Origin of the sequence: Candidatus Arsenophonus nilaparvatae (assembly GCF_045346035.1) — a bacterium.
Lineage (GTDB): Bacteria > Pseudomonadota > Gammaproteobacteria > Enterobacterales > Enterobacteriaceae > Arsenophonus > Arsenophonus nilaparvatae.
Genome location: NZ_CP158507.1, coordinates 3019116 through 3035455, shown reverse-complemented (window position 1 = coordinate 3035455; position 16340 = coordinate 3019116). Strand labels below are relative to the sequence as shown.

Here is a 16340-nt window from a genome sequence, read left to right as displayed (position 1 = left end):
TATTATTGATGTTGATGCTGTTTTTGCAAGAATTTTACCCCTAGATCAGGGAAATCGGTAAAGGCACCATCGACGTTAGCTTTGTTATAGATAATATCAAACAGCTGTTGACCGTTTTTCACGTAATTTGGTAGCTTATCAATCCGAATGGTATAAGGATGAACGACTAACTTATTTTTGTGCGCATCTTTAACCATAGCAGTAAGTTTTATTTTACCAGGTTTGGAGCTTTCATTAATAAGCATGTGGTAATCTGGGCCAATGCCATCAGCATACTTAGCAACTTCTTTCATTGCTCCCGGCTTAAACATCCAATCATAGCTATAATTTGTCCATGTACCGTTAGGCTGCTCTTCATAAGTTTCATGCCAGTCCGTGTAAGCAATTAATTGAACCAGTTTTAAATCCATGCCTAATTTAGGTAAAAGTTCATTTTTAATGCGTTTTAATTCATTAGCATCAAAGCACTGAAGATAAACATTGTCGCTTTTCTTGCTGTAGCCATATTGCTTCAGAACTTCTAACACTCTGGTCGAAATATCCTTTCCTTCTTGTTTGTGAAACCAAGGTGCTTTAATTTCCGGGTAAATGCCGATATTTTTACCAGTAGATTTATTCAAACCTTGGACAAATTCAATTTCTTCTTGAAAAGTATGAATATGGAAGCTGGATTTTCCCATCGGGAAACGATTAGGATAGGTTTGAACTTTTTTACCATCTTTAATTTCAAAGGCTTCAGTAAATTTGAGTGATCGAATTTCGGGTAAGGTAAAATCAATGGCATAAAAGCGACCATCTTTGCGAGCACGGCCAGGGAAGCGATCCGCAACGTCTGTAACGCTATCTAGGTAATGATCATGTAATACAATCAGTTCATTATCTTTTGTCATTACCAGATCTTGTTCAAGGAAATCGGCACCTTGCGCATAAGCCATTGCTTTGGCGGGTAATGTATGTTCTGGTAGATAACCACTTGCACCGCGGTGAGCAATAACGACTTTTGCGTTAGATTGAGCCATTGCTGACATTGACATAACTAATAACATACTAGCAACCAAGCTATTTAATTTTATATTCATTAGTATAATTCTCTTTATTATGAGCGGGGAAATCAGTGATAAAATGAGTTCCCCTTTTTGCCAAGCTTATTAATTAAAGATAACTGATTTATGACATAAATTAGCTATGTTGTTCTGCCATTTCGCGTTTATGCTTGCTTTCACTCAGCATCACGATAAATAATAAAATAACAGAAAGTAAACTACCGCCAATCATTACCATAAAGCCGCCATTCCAGCCAAAATAGTCAACGGTATAACCCACAATAGCACTTGCTGCTACCGAGCCACCAAGGTAGCCAAATAAACCGGTAAAACCAGCAGCAGTACCTGCGGCTTTTTTGGGTGCTAATTCAAGCGCATGTAAACCGATCAACATAACAGGGCCATAAATTAAGAAGCCAATAATTAGCATGCAAGCCATATCAATATGAGGATTACCTGGCGGATTGAGCCAGAAGGCAACAGTTGCAATAGTGACTAATGCCATGAAAAATACGCCGGTGGCGCCACGGTTTCCTTTGAAAACTTTATCTGACATCCAACCGCAAAGTAGCGTGCCTGGAATACCTGCATATTCATATAAGAAATAAGCCCATGAGGATTTATCCATAGCAAAGTGTTTAACTTCACGTAAGTAAGTTGGTGACCAATCGAGTACACCATAACGTAATAAGTATACGAAAACGTTAGCAAAAGCGATCATCCAAAGTAGCTTATTAGGCAAAATATATTGCATAAAAATCTGCTTTGCAGTCAGCTCTTTTTCGTCTTTATCAGTATAATCAGGTGGGTAGTCATTTTTATATTCTTCAATCGGTGGTAAACCACAAGATTGTGGCGTATCACGCATTAAAGCAAAGGCAATCATAGCAACAAAAATGGCAGCAAAAGCAGGCATATATAGGGCTGCTTTCCAGTCGTGGAACCATGCCATGCCTAATATAAATAACAACGGCGGGATGCCACCACCAACATTATGCGCGCAGTTCCAAATTGAAACGATACCACCCCGTTCTTTTTGTGACCACCAGTGAACCATTGTTCGGCCACAAGGAGGCCATCCCATACCTTGAAACCAACCGCATAGGAAGAGCAGCACAAACATAATCATAATGCTTGAGGTAGCCCAAGGCACAAAGCCCATAATTAGCATTACTGAGGCGGATAAAATTAGCCCGGCAGGTAAAAATACTCTTGGATTTGAACGATCAGAGACTGAGCCCATGATAAATTTTGAGATACCATATGCAATTGAGATTCCTGATAAAGCAAAACCAAGTTCACCTTTAGAAAACCCCTGCTCAATTAAATAGGGCATCGCTAATGCAAAATTCTTTCTAACGAGATAGTAAGCGGCATAACCCAAAAAGATACCGAAGAAAATTTGCCAACGTAGGCGACGATAAAGCGGATCAATTTGATCTGCCGGAACTCTTTTATTATGTGGTGCTGGCTTAAAAATACTTAACATAATTCCCCTCCGATAGCATTTAAATTTTTGCTATCAAGTAATAAGCAATTGCTAAAACGAAAATGTGAGACGTTATTATTAGGTCTTCTTTCTTAATCGCGCGCTAAGATAACTCATGTTAATGCATATGTCTGCATACGAATGCGAAAATGTTATAAATTTGTGCGTAAACAGACAAAATATATATCGGCGATAGAAATAATTTTTTAATTATTCAAGTATAATTGTGAACTTTGTCATAAATTTGTTAGTTCTGGTACAAAAAATCACCATGAATGCTCGTTTTTGTTTCTTAATAAAGATTATTGATTAAGAGTGGCTTATATTGTGTTCGATGACTACTTATTAAGTCGCTATCAGACATTGGATTAAGGTCAACAATTCACCTATGACCGAATTATTACTGGGCATTCTGTTGGTTACAAGGTATTCCACTGAGTGGATATCGCCACTTTCCACTCAATAGATAGTTTTGTCGCTAAACAGATATTCAATTAGGCAAATTTTGTCTTGATTCAACTTAATTATTATCTGCAGCTAGATAACCATTCTTTTGGTGTTGGCCTTGGAAAAAGTAACTTAGCATGAAGTTCAACATCAATCCATAAGCAGGGAGGAAAAATAACATACAAATAAATAACTTAAAGCTATAATCGACTAAAGCAATTTCTACCCAATTGGCCGCCATAAAAGGATCAGTGCTGTGATAGAATGCAATGAAAAAGAAAGCAATCGTATCCAGTAGATTACCGAAAAACATTGCCGCAGTCGGCGCAATCCACCAACGACGATAATTACGTAATTTATTGAACACGAAAATATCCATAATCTGACCTAAAGCGTAAGCCATAAAGCTTGCTAGCGCAATACGGGCAACAAATAGATTAAATTCATTTAGTGTGATAAACCCTTGCCATTGTCCTTGGTAAAAAAGCGCCGAAAGAATGTAGGAGACAGAAAGAGCCGGCAGCATAGTTGCAGCAATAATCCGTCGAGCGAAAGGAGCACCATAAATACGTACAGTTAGATCCGTTGTCAAAAAAATAAAAGGGAAAGTGAATGCTCCCCATGTGGTATGGAAGCTAAAAATGGTAATTGGCAGTTGTACCAGATAATTACTGGAGGTAATAATCAATATATGAAAAAAGGAAAGCCAAATGAGTGCTTTGATACGCTGTTGTGGCGTCAATTCGAACATATTATACCTTTTTTGTTAAATGGGGTGAGGGAACCCATGATAATTTAATTTACGCGGTGCATCATACGCCTGAGATAAGATAAAAGCAAAATGAATAATAAAATTTTCTTATCTATTTTTATTTAATAAATGGCGGGAGAATTTATTTGATTTGTAATATAATTCCAACCTATTGAATAGGCTTTAAAACTAAATACCAATGCCAGATATTTTTACTAACCCTAACCGAACCCTTGATACACAAGGATTACGTTGTCCTGAGCCAATGATGATGATAAGAAAAATGGTTCGTCAGATGGTTGAAGGTGAAACGTTATTAATTATTGCGGATGATCCGGCTACAATCCGTGATATTCCTGCTTTTTGCCGTTTTATGGAACATCAATTGCTTGCTGAAGAGATTCAGCAACCTCCCTACCGTTATTTGATCCGCAAGAAAGTTAATTAATACTAAAAGCGAAACGGTGTTAAACAAAAAGTATATTGAAAAAAGAGAGATTATTGAATCATGTCTCTCTTTTTTCAAATATATAAATAATATTTAACAAAGTGTTTATTCTGGCTGGCGATCCTTCAATAAACGGAGCGCATTTGCGGTCACTAATGCAGTGGCACCGGAATCTGCTAAAATAGCCATCCATAAGCCGGTTATGCCTAATAAACTGGTCACCAGGAAGATAGCTTTTAGTCCTAAAGCGATAGTAATGTTTTGACGAATATTGGCTCTGGTTGCTCGTGATAACATAATGATCTCGGCTAATCCAGTTAGCCGGTTATGAGTCAATGCCGCATCAGCGGTTTCAAGAGCGACATCCGTTCCATTACCCATGGCGATGCCAACATTTGCGGCCTTCATTGCGGGAGCATCATTAATACCATCGCCAACCATCAGTGTATGGTTGGTTTTACTGAGTGCTATAATGGCATTGACTTTGTCTTCAGGTAACAGCCCTGCCCGATAATCTAAACCAACTTTTTGCGCAATTGATTCAGCTGCCAGTGGGTTATCACCCGTTAACATGACGGTTTTAATACCCAGTTTTTGCAGTTTATTAACCGCATCAATGGCATCTGAGCGTAATGTATCTTGCATAGCAATAATGCCAAGTAACTTGTTATCGACTAGTACCACAACAACAGTTTTACCTTGATTTTCAAGTGTTTTTACAGTTTGCTGCCATTGTATGGTTAATATATCGTCAGAGATTTTATTCGGTGCTGACACCAGAATATATTTATCTGCCAAATAACCTTCCACCCCAATACCAGCCAATGCTTTATGATTCTGGGCGGGTTCAACATTTATTTCTAGCGCTTGAGCCTTAGCCAAAATCGCTTTTGCTAAAGGATGGTGTGATCCGCTTTCGACTGAAGCGGTAAATTGCAATAGTTTTTCCTCGGTCACTGTTTCAGCGGTTATGATGTCAGTAACTTGTGGTTTCCCTTCGGTAAGTGTACCTGTTTTATCCAGGGCAACTTGGGTGACAGAACTTAATTGCTCTAAGACTGCGCCACCTTTAATCAAGGCTCCTCGACGGGTTGCTGCTGCCAGAGCAGAAGTAATTGCCGCTGGAGTAGAGATCACTAAAGCGCAAGGACAGCCTATTAACAGCAAGGTTAGACCACGATAGATCCATATGTCCCATGATTGAGCAAAAAATAGTGGTGGAATAATAATAACCAATGTTGCGACTAACATAATAAGGGGCGTGTAAATTTGGCTAAAACGATCAATAAATCGTTCAATTGGGGCGCGGCGCTCTTCAGCTTCTTCAATTAATATCATTATGCGATCGATCGCATTTTGCCCTTGTTCAGATATTACTTTCATTTGTATAGCGCGATCGATAGAAAGTGCGCCGGCTGATACTTTTTCCCCCGTTTTTCGTTCAACAGGCATTGATTCACCGGTTAATGCACTTTCATCAAAACTGGCAAATTCATTCACTAATTCAGCATCAGTGGGTAAACGGCCACCAGGAAGGATTTCAATGATGTCGCCTGGTTGCAGTGTCGAGACAGGGACAGTGGTTTTTACACCATTTTTAATGAGTACCGCTTGTTCAGGAATAAGGGCCATTAAACTACTGATGCCTCGGCGTGCGCGTCCAGCGGCATATGACTCTAATCTTTCTCCTATCATAAACAACAACAGTACCATCGCGGCTTCTTCGCTGGCATTAATGAATAATGCGCCTATTGCCGCAACACTCATCAATGTTTCTATTGCAAAAAAGGTACCTGAGCGTATTAGTTGTATTGCTCTAACTGTAATCGGGTAGAGTCCATATAATGTTGTTAAAATAAAAGCAATTTGTCCTACTTTTACATCAATGAGGGAAATTCCCCAACTGATTAACATAAAAAATATTAAAATAATGATAGGTTTAGATTCACTAAATGGATTATTTTGCTTCTTTTTTTTGGCTGATTCGGCGGCATTGAGGTTATATAATTTGAAGCCCGCTTGTTGCACAGCTTTGATTACATCATCACGAACATCATCATCAGCATCGACAATTAATTTTTCGGTTGTAAACAGTACCTTTACTTGTTTGACATGCTTGACCTTGCTAACGGCTATTTCAATTTTACGCGCGCAGCTTGCGCAGTCCATACCGCTTACAATCCAATGAAAGCGGTGCTTTCCTCTTGAAATGACGGCATTACTTTCCTCAGGCATAAGTGAATGTTCACTTACGCAATTATATTGATTGGTATCACTGCATGCCTGCTGATCAATAAGTTTAGTGTTACTCTTCGCAGGATGATGTTCATCATCAGCGCTATTTTTTGCTGATAGCGATACGGTTTTTTTGCTATGTTTGTGACCACTAACTTTCTTTTTATCGCTGCTGTGGCTATTGGTTGTGCAACATTTTGCAGTATGCTTATGTTGTTGATGGGTATGCGCACACATAGTATCCCCTTTTTAATTCACTCACTTAAAATTTCGTTTCTGTGATTTACTTTACACTTTAGAGTTAACTCTAAAGTCAAACATAGAAGAGGGGATTTTTTGACAAAAAATGCTATTTAGCTGAAAAATGGTTATCAATCCAACTTATAAGTAAAGCGAACGTACAATGAAAAATTGACCAATAAAATAGCAAGCGGTAATTGTTGCTTTAGAAGCTTTAAATGGGTAACGAAAGTTGGCGATAAGCCAAATACTGTTGGCAATAAAAAGTAAAAATGCACCTATCATAATGGAAAAATTATGTTCTCTTGCTAGACCGAAATATTGTTCACCCGCTACCCAAGCCATAATGAATGACATTGTTAGTAGAAAAATGGCCGGTGCGCGTAGTGAACCAAGAGGTGCCCAGATTATAATTAATACCATGACACTAAGGATTAGTAGGATAGTCAGTAATGGCAAGTAGAAAGTGAAATTCATCTGCATAGTAAAACTGATGGTATAAAGTAGGTAGCTTAGAGACAACAAGAAAATAGTCGGCAATAAACGTTCCTTGGACAGCATTTGCCAGCTGTCAGCAATTAGCATCACCAACAGACCCGCCATGATCAGATAGCCGGCAGCATCAGTAAAATCGGCACTCCAAGCCCAAAATACTAACAATAATAGCGTAACTGGGCGAAACAGCCAGCATTGCCATTGTGGACCGCGATAGGCAGCATCAATATAAAGCCAACCAGAAAATAACACAGCAAGAAATGGCCAACTGATCATGGTTTCCCCACTAACTAAAAAGGTTAATTAGAAATTATTGATCCTATTAGAGGATAGACAATAATAGTTACTAAATATATCAATAATGAAAGCTTGGAAAATATTGTGAATAAATCGGTTATATTCGTTATTACTATTATTATCATTATTATGTTAGCGACGAAACGTTTTTTTGATCAACGTCGACAAGATGTCATTAATGATAATTCTCCGATTATCAGTTATCAAGTTGAGGTCATTGATAAGATAGATTATCCCTATCCTAATATGCGTTCTCGTCAACGAGAGGTTGTTACTCCGGAAACTTTTCGTTATGAAATTTATTTTCAGCGGCTATCGGCTAGTGAGGTAATAAAGATTTTCCTAAAAAAGGAGAAGGAATATAATGCGATTAAAAAAGGGGATAGAGGTACGCTTTATATGCAGGGAACAAGGTTTGTTCGCTTTCAAAGCAAAGCCAATGCAAAATAGCTAAATTTATCAGTCAATAATGCATTGCCTTTGTAATTACTTGCGATTTTTTTTATAGTTAGTCAGTTTTTTGTCTTTTCTGCCAGGCTAAAAGTTCAAAAACGCCAAATAGAAAGATTTTTATTTGCAGCCAACGGGGATGCTTTTCTGTTTTTGCAAAAGCGGAGTGCAAAAAAATGGCTTGCATGGCATGCATGGCATGCATGAAAATCATAAATATCATTGCTACATCTATAAAATATTTTAATGGTTTTGGAAATGGATGGATTAAATTAAACATCATGAATCCCCAAACAAAAACCATTAATAATTTTCCAGCATTTATTAACATGATATTTTCCAACTAATTATTGATTACGAATATAAAGACAGTAAGCGACTTGCCCAGTAACTTTTTTACGATGAAGCTGCCAATTTTTAGGTAACAAGGCTAAATTAGCTTCTGCTTCTGCCTCAACATAGATCCAACAATTTTCGCTTAACCAACCATTTTGTTCTAGTAGCAAGGCTGTTTGTTGCAATAGATCTTTACGAAAAGGCGGATCAAGAAAAATGACATCATAGGCTGTGCCGTTCTGTGCCAGATAGTTCAATGTATCGCTATTAATCACTTGTACATTTTTTGCCTCTAATTTAGCTAGATTGGCCACAAGTTGTGTTGCGACGGAGCGCTCTAATTCAATTAGGGTAGCTGAAGCGGCATAGCGAGAAAGTGCTTCAATAGCTAAAGCGCCACTACCAGCAAAACAATCAAGGCAGCGAGCCTCCTGAATAACAGGCATTAACCAATTAAATAAAGTTTCTCTGATCCTATCTGTTGTGGGGCGTAAGCCCTCACTATCAAAGACGGGTAGTTTACGACCTCGCCATTTACCACCAATAATACGAATTTGGCCACGTGATGCAGATTGTATTTTTCTTGCCATAATTTACATAGTTTAGTCATTACAGTTTGTTAATATAGATGATAATAATACCAATGTTTATCGACAGCATGTACAACATGAAAATTATCGCTAATTTAACATGAAATGGGTGTCAGATATGTGTTGCAATCAAATCAAGTGATACACTGCCATCCTATTTTTATTATTTACATTGGTAACACCATATTTTTACCGCTAGGAGTGTAATAGCAGATGGCTAAAAAGAGAAAAAAAAGTTTTTTTTCCTGGCTAGGGTTAGGATCTGAAAATGAAGTGCAAAAAAGAGAGACAGAGCAACAATCCGAACCGAAAGTAGAAGACAGTTCTGAAGGGGTGATGGATGTAATAGCAACATCACAGCAGTCTGCAAAAGTAGAAAAGGTGCAACCTCAAGTAGCGGAAGAAAAAAACGATCAATGCCAAACAGCAGACATGAAAGCCGCAAAAATTGTTACACCTAGTCAGCAGATAACCACTTTGCAAGACATAGATGAACAGAAAAAAGTACCGCCGATACAACAGCCAAAAAAACCGGCAAAAGAGAATTTCTTTGCACGGTTAAGACAAGGTTTATTAAAAACTCGGCAGAATATGGGAGTCGGTTTTGTTAGTTTTTTTCGTGGTAAAAAAATTGATGATGAGCTATTTGATGAGTTAGAAGAACAACTTTTAGTTGCTGATGTGGGGCTAGAAACAACACGAAAGATTATAGATAGCCTAACTACCCATGCTAATCGTAAAGAGTTGAATGATGCTGCGATGCTTTATAGCAAATTACGCGAAGAGATGGCCAATATCTTATTTGATGTTGATAAGCCATTGGTTATAGAAAATAAGCTACCTTATGTAATATTGATGGTTGGGGTTAATGGGGTCGGTAAAACCACAACAATTGGTAAGTTAGCCCGCCAATATCAGACAGAAGGTAAATCAGTAATGCTAGCGGCTGGCGATACATTTAGGGCAGCAGCGGTTGAACAATTACAAGTTTGGGGAGAGCGTAACAATATCCCGGTTGTTGCTCAGCATACTGGCGCAGATCCTGCTTCAGTGATATTTGATGCCATTCAGTCGGCGAAAGCGAAGGGAGTCGACATATTGATTGCTGATACTGCCGGACGATTGCAAAACAAAGCGCATTTGATGGAAGAGTTGAAAAAAATTGTCCGAGTTATGCAAAAACTTGATCAACAAGCGCCTCATGAAGTGATGCTAACATTAGATGCAAGTACTGGTCAAAATGCAATTAATCAGGCTAAAATTTTTCATGAGGCAGTGGGGTTAACTGGCATTATTTTAACTAAACTTGATGGTACAGCTAAAGGTGGCGTGATTTTTGCTATTGCCGATCAGTTTAAGATCCCGATTCGCTATATAGGGATTGGTGAAGGCATTGATGATCTCCGGCCATTTGTAGCTAATGATTTCATCGAGGCGCTTTTTGTCCGAGAGGATTAATATCAATGATTCGCTTTGAACATGTTAGTAAAGCTTATCGTGGTGGCAAGCAAGCACTTCAGGGCGTTGATTTTCATCTTCATCCTGGAGAAATGGCATTTCTTACTGGCCATTCGGGGGCGGGGAAAAGTACCTTATTAAAGTTAATATGTGGTATTGAACGCCCTAGTACTGGCCATATTTGGTTTGGTGGTCATCACATTAGTCGCTTAAAAAAACGGGAAGTACCTTTTTTACGTCGGCAGATAGGTATGATCTTTCAAGATCATCATTTGTTGTTTGATAGAAACGTATATGACAATGTATCTATGCCGCTGATTATTGCCGGTGCCAGCTCTGAGGATATTCGTCGTCGGGTTTCTGCTGCTTTAGATAAGGTGGGTTTACTTAATAGAGCGAAAAGTTATCCAATTCAATTATCAGGTGGTGAACAGCAGCGAGTAGGTATAGCTCGCGCAATTGTTAATAAGCCTAGTGTATTGCTAGCAGATGAGCCAACGGGTAATTTGGATGATGAATTATCTGAAGGTATTATGCGATTGTTTGAAGAATTCAATCGAGTTGGGGTAACAGTTTTGGTAGCCACTCATGATCTTGAGCTTATTGAGCGTCGTCATTATTCTATTTTGACATTAAGCGAGGGAAGAATGGTAGGAGGTCAGAATGGCTAAAAAACCTATCCATAAAATAGCCAAAGCCAAGGCATTGAAAGGAGGATGGCGAGAGCAATGGCGCTATGCTTGGTTAAATACATTAGCTGATATGTTACGCCAGCCTTTAGCCACGCTTTTAACGGTGGCTGTTATTGCTATCTCGATAACGCTGCCCAGTCTTTGTTATATTGTTTGGAAAAATGTTTCACAAGCCGCGCAACAATGGTATCCCGCACCTCAATTAACCATTTATTTGGATAAATCATTAGATGAAAAAGGCGCTGAACAGACAGTCGCTGGACTTAAGCAATTAGATGGTGTTAAGAGTGTTAATTACCTGTCGCGCGAAGAAGCCATGATTGAGTTTCGCAATTGGTCAGGATTCGGCACAGCGTTAGATCTGTTGGAAGAAAACCCTTTACCAGCAGTAGCCATTATCACGCCTAAAATTGATTTTCAAAATTCACAATCATTGATAAACCTGCGTAATAAAGTAGGTCAATTAGCTGGAATTGAAGATGTTCGCATGGATGATAGTTGGTTTACCCGTTTAGCAGCATTAACTGGGCTGATTGGACAAATTGCCATGGTGATTGGTATTTTAATGGTTATGGCGGTATTTTTAGTGATAGGCAATAGTATAAGACTAAATATTTTTGCCCGTAGGGATACGATTAATGTCATGAAGTTGATTGGGGCGACAGATGGTTTTATTATGCGTCCTTTTTTAAATAGTGGTATTATACTGGGATTCTTTGGTGCTTTACTCTCATTAATACTTTCTGCATTATTGGTATGGCAACTGACCGGTATCGTTACACAGGTAGCGGGTGTATTTGGTACTACATTTCATATTCAAGGTTTTTTATGGGATGAGGTGCTATTAGTTATACTGATTGCTGCAATGATTGGCTGGTTAGCGGCTTGGCTGGCTACAGCTCAACACTTAAGACGTTTCACGCCAGAATGATCATTATCAGCAGGAAAAGTGACACGGGTGATCAATATTGAACTTTTATGCTGACATTTTGTCGAAGTTAAAAGTTCAATGTAATTAAATCAAGGCAATTTTCTTCGATACCAAGCAGTGGTAAACTACTCGATATCAGATTAATCGCTGAGCAATGGAATCTGCTCAAATATAAATTTTTTATTTAGAACTAACTCTTAGTTTGTTGAATTCAAAGAGGATATCAATGACCAAAGATATGCAATCATTAGCATTAATTCCACAAGGTAGCATTGAAGCTTATGTGCGATCAGCTAATGCTTATCCGATGCTAACCGCAGAGGAAGAACAAGAATATGCAAAACGGCTGCATTATCATGGTGATTTAAATGCGGCTAAACAGCTTATACTCTCTCATTTACGTTTTGTTATTCATATCGCGCGTAATTATTCAGGTTATGGATTGCCACAAGCGGATCTGATCCAAGAAGGTAATATCGGTCTAATGAAAGCTGTGCGTCGTTTTAATCCTGAAGTTGGCGTACGTTTAGTTTCATTTGCTGTTCATTGGATAAAAGCTGAAATTCATGAATATGTATTGCGTAATTGGCGGATAGTTAAAGTTGCTACCACTAAAGCTCAACGTAAGCTTTTTTTCAATTTGCGTAAGAATAAGAAACGTATCGGCTGGTTTAATCAAAATGAAGTAGATATGGTTGCCAAGGAGCTAGGTGTAACCAGCAAGGATGTTCGTGAGATGGAATCGCGAATGGCTGCACAAGACATGGCATTCGACATGAATGACGATGATGATAATGGTGAAAATACCACTATTGCCCCGGTTTTATATCTACAGGATAAATCTTCTGCTTTTGCCGATAGCATTGAGGAAGATAATTGGGAAAACCATGCTACTGATAAATTAACGCAGGCATTATCCACCTTAGATGAGCGCAGTCAGGATATTATTCGTGCGCGTTGGCTTGATGAAGAAAGCAAGACCACTTTACAGGATTTAGCCGATAAATATAGTGTATCGGCTGAACGTGTTCGTCAATTAGAAAAAAATGCCATGAAAAAACTTCGGTTAGTAATGGAAGCTTAAAATAAGCCACATCGCGTGATGTAAAAATCTAGCTGAAACTTTTGTTATGTAGCCAATTTAAAGTTTGGCAATTAACTATATGAAAAGTTGTTGAAAGATAGAAAGGTAATAGTAAATTTATTTTGATTGTTACCTGTTAAAATAAAAAGGCATTTACCTGTAAGGTAAGCGCCTTTTTACATGTATCTAGTAGCTTGTCTATTACTTCCCTACAATATTACCTAATATTTTATCTGTCAGTGACATTTTGCGTGTGTTTATATTTAATATACACCTATCCTATTCTGATAGACTCGATCGTTAATTTTTATTCTGCATCAATTGTAATATACGACCAAAGCTAACCGAACGGGTACCAATTTTTTGCATTCCATCTTCTGGAAGATAACTAAATTTTACGTAGAGTAAATCACCACTGGATTTTTCTTTACTTTTAAACGAATTGGTAACGCGATAAAGTTCTTTAAGATCCGCAGGAATACCAGCTGCGTCCGTAAACTGTTCCGGTAGGTACAAATTTAAGCACCTGCTCAAGTGTTTTAACTAAAAAATCCTGTATCGGAAAGAGTCCATTAAAACGTTTGTGTGGTACGTACTTTGTGATGCCCATATATATTTCAGGGGTTTCCTGTAGATGGTTTTCGATACCGCGGGTTTGATTTTTTTCCAAATATTCGAAAATCTCCACTGGTGATCCGATGAGTACTAGCGGCTTAACGCCTGCACCTTTTTCTGAAAAAAGAAACTCGTTATTGCTATTTTTAACTGCCTTTTGCAAGGTTCCTCGATCCTGAATAACGGAGAAAAATTTGCCTTCTTTAACAACCGGTGCTGGTTCACGCCACATATTTATATCATTGGCTTGTGCACCACCGGCAATCACTGTAGTAGCCAGCATCATTACAGCAGTCATTTTATCTTTCATAAAAAACGTCCTTATTGTTTACCGCAGCCTCTGTATAACAATACTATCACCAATACAAACAGAATATAAACAGCAATGTTGACTGTAAAATAATTAAATAGCAGGATAAAATTTTACACCAGAATGATGAATTCGTTACGGAGGCTGTGCTGTCATGATTTACTGACAAGTGGAAAAGAAATCATAAATTTTAAAAAACACCAAAAATTGCAATCATTTAGGATTTTTTTCATTATCATCGAGAATCAATAATTTTATTTTTGTTTAATTCAATTTGAGTTCTTGTTTGATTCAATATTAACCTGATAGCACGCTAGTTTCTTGAAAATGGTGTTGGTAAAATGTTATCAACATGTCAAGTGGTCTTACAGATGCAGAGATGGAACAGTTATTTAAAAATCGATGTTGACGAAAAACCACATTAATAGTCATGTAGTTGAAAATAGCTTTCGATAAATTTTTTGGCATAACGGAAACGATTATGGATCGTTGAATCAACATTACCCATTGCCGCATTATATATTTATGTAGTTAACCATTTACTCCCATATGAAACAAAATTACGCTTTAATATCATTGTACCTGGATGAATATTCAAGCTGGGATTATTTAATAAATTATTTTCAGTTAATGCTGGATATTCTCTTTGAATGGTTTTTAGGAGGTTGGTATTAATCTGGCTAATATCTAAATCAAAGAGGTTATCTGGGTAATGAATGGTTATAGTGAAGATGGAATGCACATGGCTTTGATATTAGCAAATTTATGCTAAATTCGGTAGAACTTCAAACTGAGCTGTTAGATTTGATTGCCTGTGTCAGTAGCAATCGATTCGGAGAGCTGATTTCAACGTTGAGTAATTGGATTTTGCCGGTTTTCATTTAGAGCTGCCATTAGCTACCGTCTCATCATGTTTTCGTCTTATCTTCTGTTTATATATTTGTTCAGCGAGTAGGGTATAAGTAATAACAAAAAAGCACTTATATAAAATATAAAAGTGCTTTTTTAATTAGTATGTTAACCACTTATGGCTAGTTCATACCATATTTTTTCAATTTCTTACGTAGAGTTCCACGGTTGATGCTTAACATTAACGCAGCACGGGTCTGATTTCCACGGGTATATTGCATTACCATATCTAATAATGGTTTTTCCACCTCAGCCAATACTAATTCATATAAGTCATTAACATCCTGGTTATTAAGTTGGGCAAAATAGTTTTTCAGTGCTTGTTTAACTGAATCACGTAGTGGCTTTTGAGTTATTTGATCTTGTGAATTTACAGTAGCAACGGTTAGTACGTCAGAATTTCCGCGTTGTTCGAACATAGTTCTGTCAGCTCTTTTCTTTGATTTACGCAAAATTTTTCGAAATATGCCTCCAACACTTCCAGCTGTTCGCTGGCATCCTCTATGGTGTTGAATGTGCGCCGAAACTGGTCATCAGGTGCATGTTCTCTTAAGTACCAAGAGACATGCTTGCGTGCGATGCGGATTCCTTTGCTTAGACCGTAAAAGTCATGCAGCTCCTTAACATGCGCTTGCATTAAGCACTGCACCTCAGCAATAGGCATAGGTGGCAGTAACTCACCTGTTTCCAGGTAATGCTGGATTTCCCGAAAGATCCAGGGTCTTCCCTGAGCAGCTCTACCAATCATTAAGGCATCAGCCCCAGTGTAGTCAAGCACTGCTCTGGCTTTAAGCGGGTCAGTAATATCGCCATTAGCGATAATAGGAATAGTAACATTTTGCTTAGCTGCTCGAATGCTGTCATATTCAGCTACACCATTAAATAAGCAAGAACGAGTTCTGCCATGAATAGTTACAGCTTGAATACCACAATTTTCGGCCAGTTGAGCTATTTTTATACAGTTCCGTTCTTCAGGTGACCAACCAGTGCGAACCTTTAATGTAACAGGAACATCAACCGCATTCACAACAGCTAATAGAATTTTCTCAATCAGCTCTGGATAGCGCAATAATGCTGAACCTGCTAACTTACGGTTCACTTTCTTGGCAGGGCAACCCATATTGATATCGATGATCTGAGCACCATTTGCAACATTAATTCGTGCAGCTGCTGCCATTTCATCGGGATCACTACCTGCAATTTGCACAGAACGAATGCCTAATTCATCACTATGGATCATTCTCAATCTGGATTTGTCTGTTTTCCAAACCTGAGGATTGGAAGAAAGCATTTCCGACACTGTCATATCAGCACCCATTGAGTAACACAGTGACCGAAAAGGCCTATCGGTGATACCCGCCATTGGTGCTGCAATGAGACAGTTTTTTATCTGATATTGACCAATATACATAGGCGATAAAAGAACACCATCCTGTGACTGCAAGGGCGCGTATATTACGCATTTTTTACGAGATATGAAAGGACAAACTTTGAGCAAATTGATATTTCTTTGAAAAATT

At 38.2% G+C, this 16340-nt stretch carries 15 protein-coding genes and 1 pseudogene; 6 read left to right on the top strand and 10 right to left on the bottom strand.

The window, feature by feature from the left end:
- Positions 1–2: 2 nt before the first annotated feature.
- The 3 genes from glpQ to WH390_RS14125 form a co-directional block, all read right to left on the bottom strand.
- Positions 3–1079: a glycerophosphodiester phosphodiesterase gene (glpQ, locus tag WH390_RS14135; RefSeq protein ID WP_032115628.1), complete on the bottom strand. Its 1077-nt coding sequence runs from the start codon at positions 1077–1079 to the stop codon at positions 3–5.
- 100 nt (positions 1080–1179) lie between these two features.
- Entirely contained in the window at positions 1180–2532 is a 1353-nt protein-coding gene (gene glpT / locus WH390_RS14130) for a glycerol-3-phosphate transporter (protein ID WP_032115629.1), read from the bottom strand.
- Between the two features lie 520 nt (positions 2533–3052).
- Positions 3053–3730, bottom strand: a complete 678-nt coding sequence (locus WH390_RS14125; RefSeq protein WP_032115630.1) for a 7-cyano-7-deazaguanine/7-aminomethyl-7-deazaguanine transporter — start codon at positions 3728–3730, stop codon at positions 3053–3055.
- A 199-nt stretch (positions 3731–3929) separates the two neighbouring features.
- Here WH390_RS14125 and tusA point away from each other — a divergent pair, with 199 nt between their 5' ends.
- Complete coding sequence (gene tusA, locus WH390_RS14120; protein WP_032115631.1) at positions 3930–4178, top strand: sulfurtransferase TusA; 249 nt, start codon at positions 3930–3932, stop codon at positions 4176–4178.
- Positions 4179–4283: 105 nt separating this feature from the next.
- Here the strand turns inward: tusA and WH390_RS14115 are convergent, their stop codons facing one another.
- Together WH390_RS14115 and WH390_RS14110 are read right to left on the bottom strand one after the other, a co-directional pair.
- Entirely contained in the window at positions 4284–6650 is a 2367-nt protein-coding gene (locus WH390_RS14115; RefSeq protein WP_032115632.1) for a zinc/cadmium/mercury/lead-transporting ATPase, read from the bottom strand.
- Positions 6651–6794: 144 nt separating this feature from the next.
- Positions 6795–7424, bottom strand: coding sequence for a lysoplasmalogenase (locus tag WH390_RS14110; RefSeq protein ID WP_032115633.1), 630 nt, complete (start codon positions 7422–7424; stop codon positions 6795–6797).
- A gap of 105 nt (positions 7425–7529) precedes the next feature.
- Between WH390_RS14110 and WH390_RS14105 the strand changes: the two genes are divergently transcribed.
- Positions 7530–7895, top strand: coding sequence for a DUF2500 domain-containing protein (locus WH390_RS14105; RefSeq protein WP_032115634.1), 366 nt, complete (start codon positions 7530–7532; stop codon positions 7893–7895).
- Positions 7896–7953: 58 nt separating this feature from the next.
- Here the strand turns inward: WH390_RS14105 and WH390_RS14100 are convergent, their stop codons facing one another.
- Complete coding sequence (locus WH390_RS14100; RefSeq protein WP_032115635.1) at positions 7954–8226, bottom strand: DUF1145 family protein; 273 nt, start codon at positions 8224–8226, stop codon at positions 7954–7956.
- Between the two features lie 16 nt (positions 8227–8242).
- Positions 8243–8821, bottom strand: a complete 579-nt coding sequence (gene rsmD, locus WH390_RS14095; protein WP_032115636.1) for a 16S rRNA (guanine(966)-N(2))-methyltransferase — start codon at positions 8819–8821, stop codon at positions 8243–8245.
- Between the two features lie 213 nt (positions 8822–9034).
- Between rsmD and ftsY the strand changes: the two genes are divergently transcribed.
- The 4 genes from ftsY (at position 9035) to rpoH (ending at position 12986) form a co-directional block, all read left to right on the top strand.
- Positions 9035–10279 carry a signal recognition particle-docking protein FtsY gene (gene ftsY / locus WH390_RS14090; RefSeq protein WP_032115637.1) on the top strand — a complete coding sequence of 415 codons (1245 nt, stop codon included), beginning with the start codon at positions 9035–9037 and terminating at the stop codon, positions 10277–10279.
- Positions 10280–10284: 5 nt separating this feature from the next.
- Positions 10285–10950 carry a cell division ATP-binding protein FtsE gene (gene ftsE / locus WH390_RS14085; protein ID WP_032115638.1) on the top strand — a complete coding sequence of 222 codons (666 nt, stop codon included), beginning with the start codon at positions 10285–10287 and terminating at the stop codon, positions 10948–10950.
- Complete coding sequence (ftsX, locus tag WH390_RS14080) at positions 10943–11902, top strand: permease-like cell division protein FtsX (protein WP_032115639.1); 960 nt, start codon at positions 10943–10945, stop codon at positions 11900–11902. The genes ftsE and ftsX overlap by 8 nt, the downstream gene beginning before the upstream one ends.
- A 226-nt stretch (positions 11903–12128) precedes the next feature.
- On the top strand, positions 12129–12986 hold the full coding sequence (rpoH, locus tag WH390_RS14075; RefSeq protein ID WP_032115640.1) for an RNA polymerase sigma factor RpoH: 858 nt from the start codon (positions 12129–12131) through the stop codon (positions 12984–12986).
- Positions 12987–13286: 300 nt separating this feature from the next.
- Here rpoH and WH390_RS14070 read toward each other — a convergent pair.
- The 3 genes and pseudogenes from WH390_RS14070 to dusB form a co-directional block, all read right to left on the bottom strand.
- A pseudogene (locus WH390_RS14070) lies at positions 13287–13899 on the bottom strand (hypothetical protein).
- Between the two features lie 1043 nt (positions 13900–14942).
- Positions 14943–15239, bottom strand: coding sequence for a DNA-binding transcriptional regulator Fis (fis, locus tag WH390_RS14065; RefSeq protein ID WP_032115641.1), 297 nt, complete (start codon positions 15237–15239; stop codon positions 14943–14945).
- Positions 15206–16231, bottom strand: a complete 1026-nt coding sequence (gene dusB / locus WH390_RS14060; RefSeq protein ID WP_032115642.1) for a tRNA dihydrouridine synthase DusB — start codon at positions 16229–16231, stop codon at positions 15206–15208. Before dusB ends, fis begins: the two co-directional genes overlap by 34 nt.
- Positions 16232–16340: the final 109 nt, after the last annotated feature.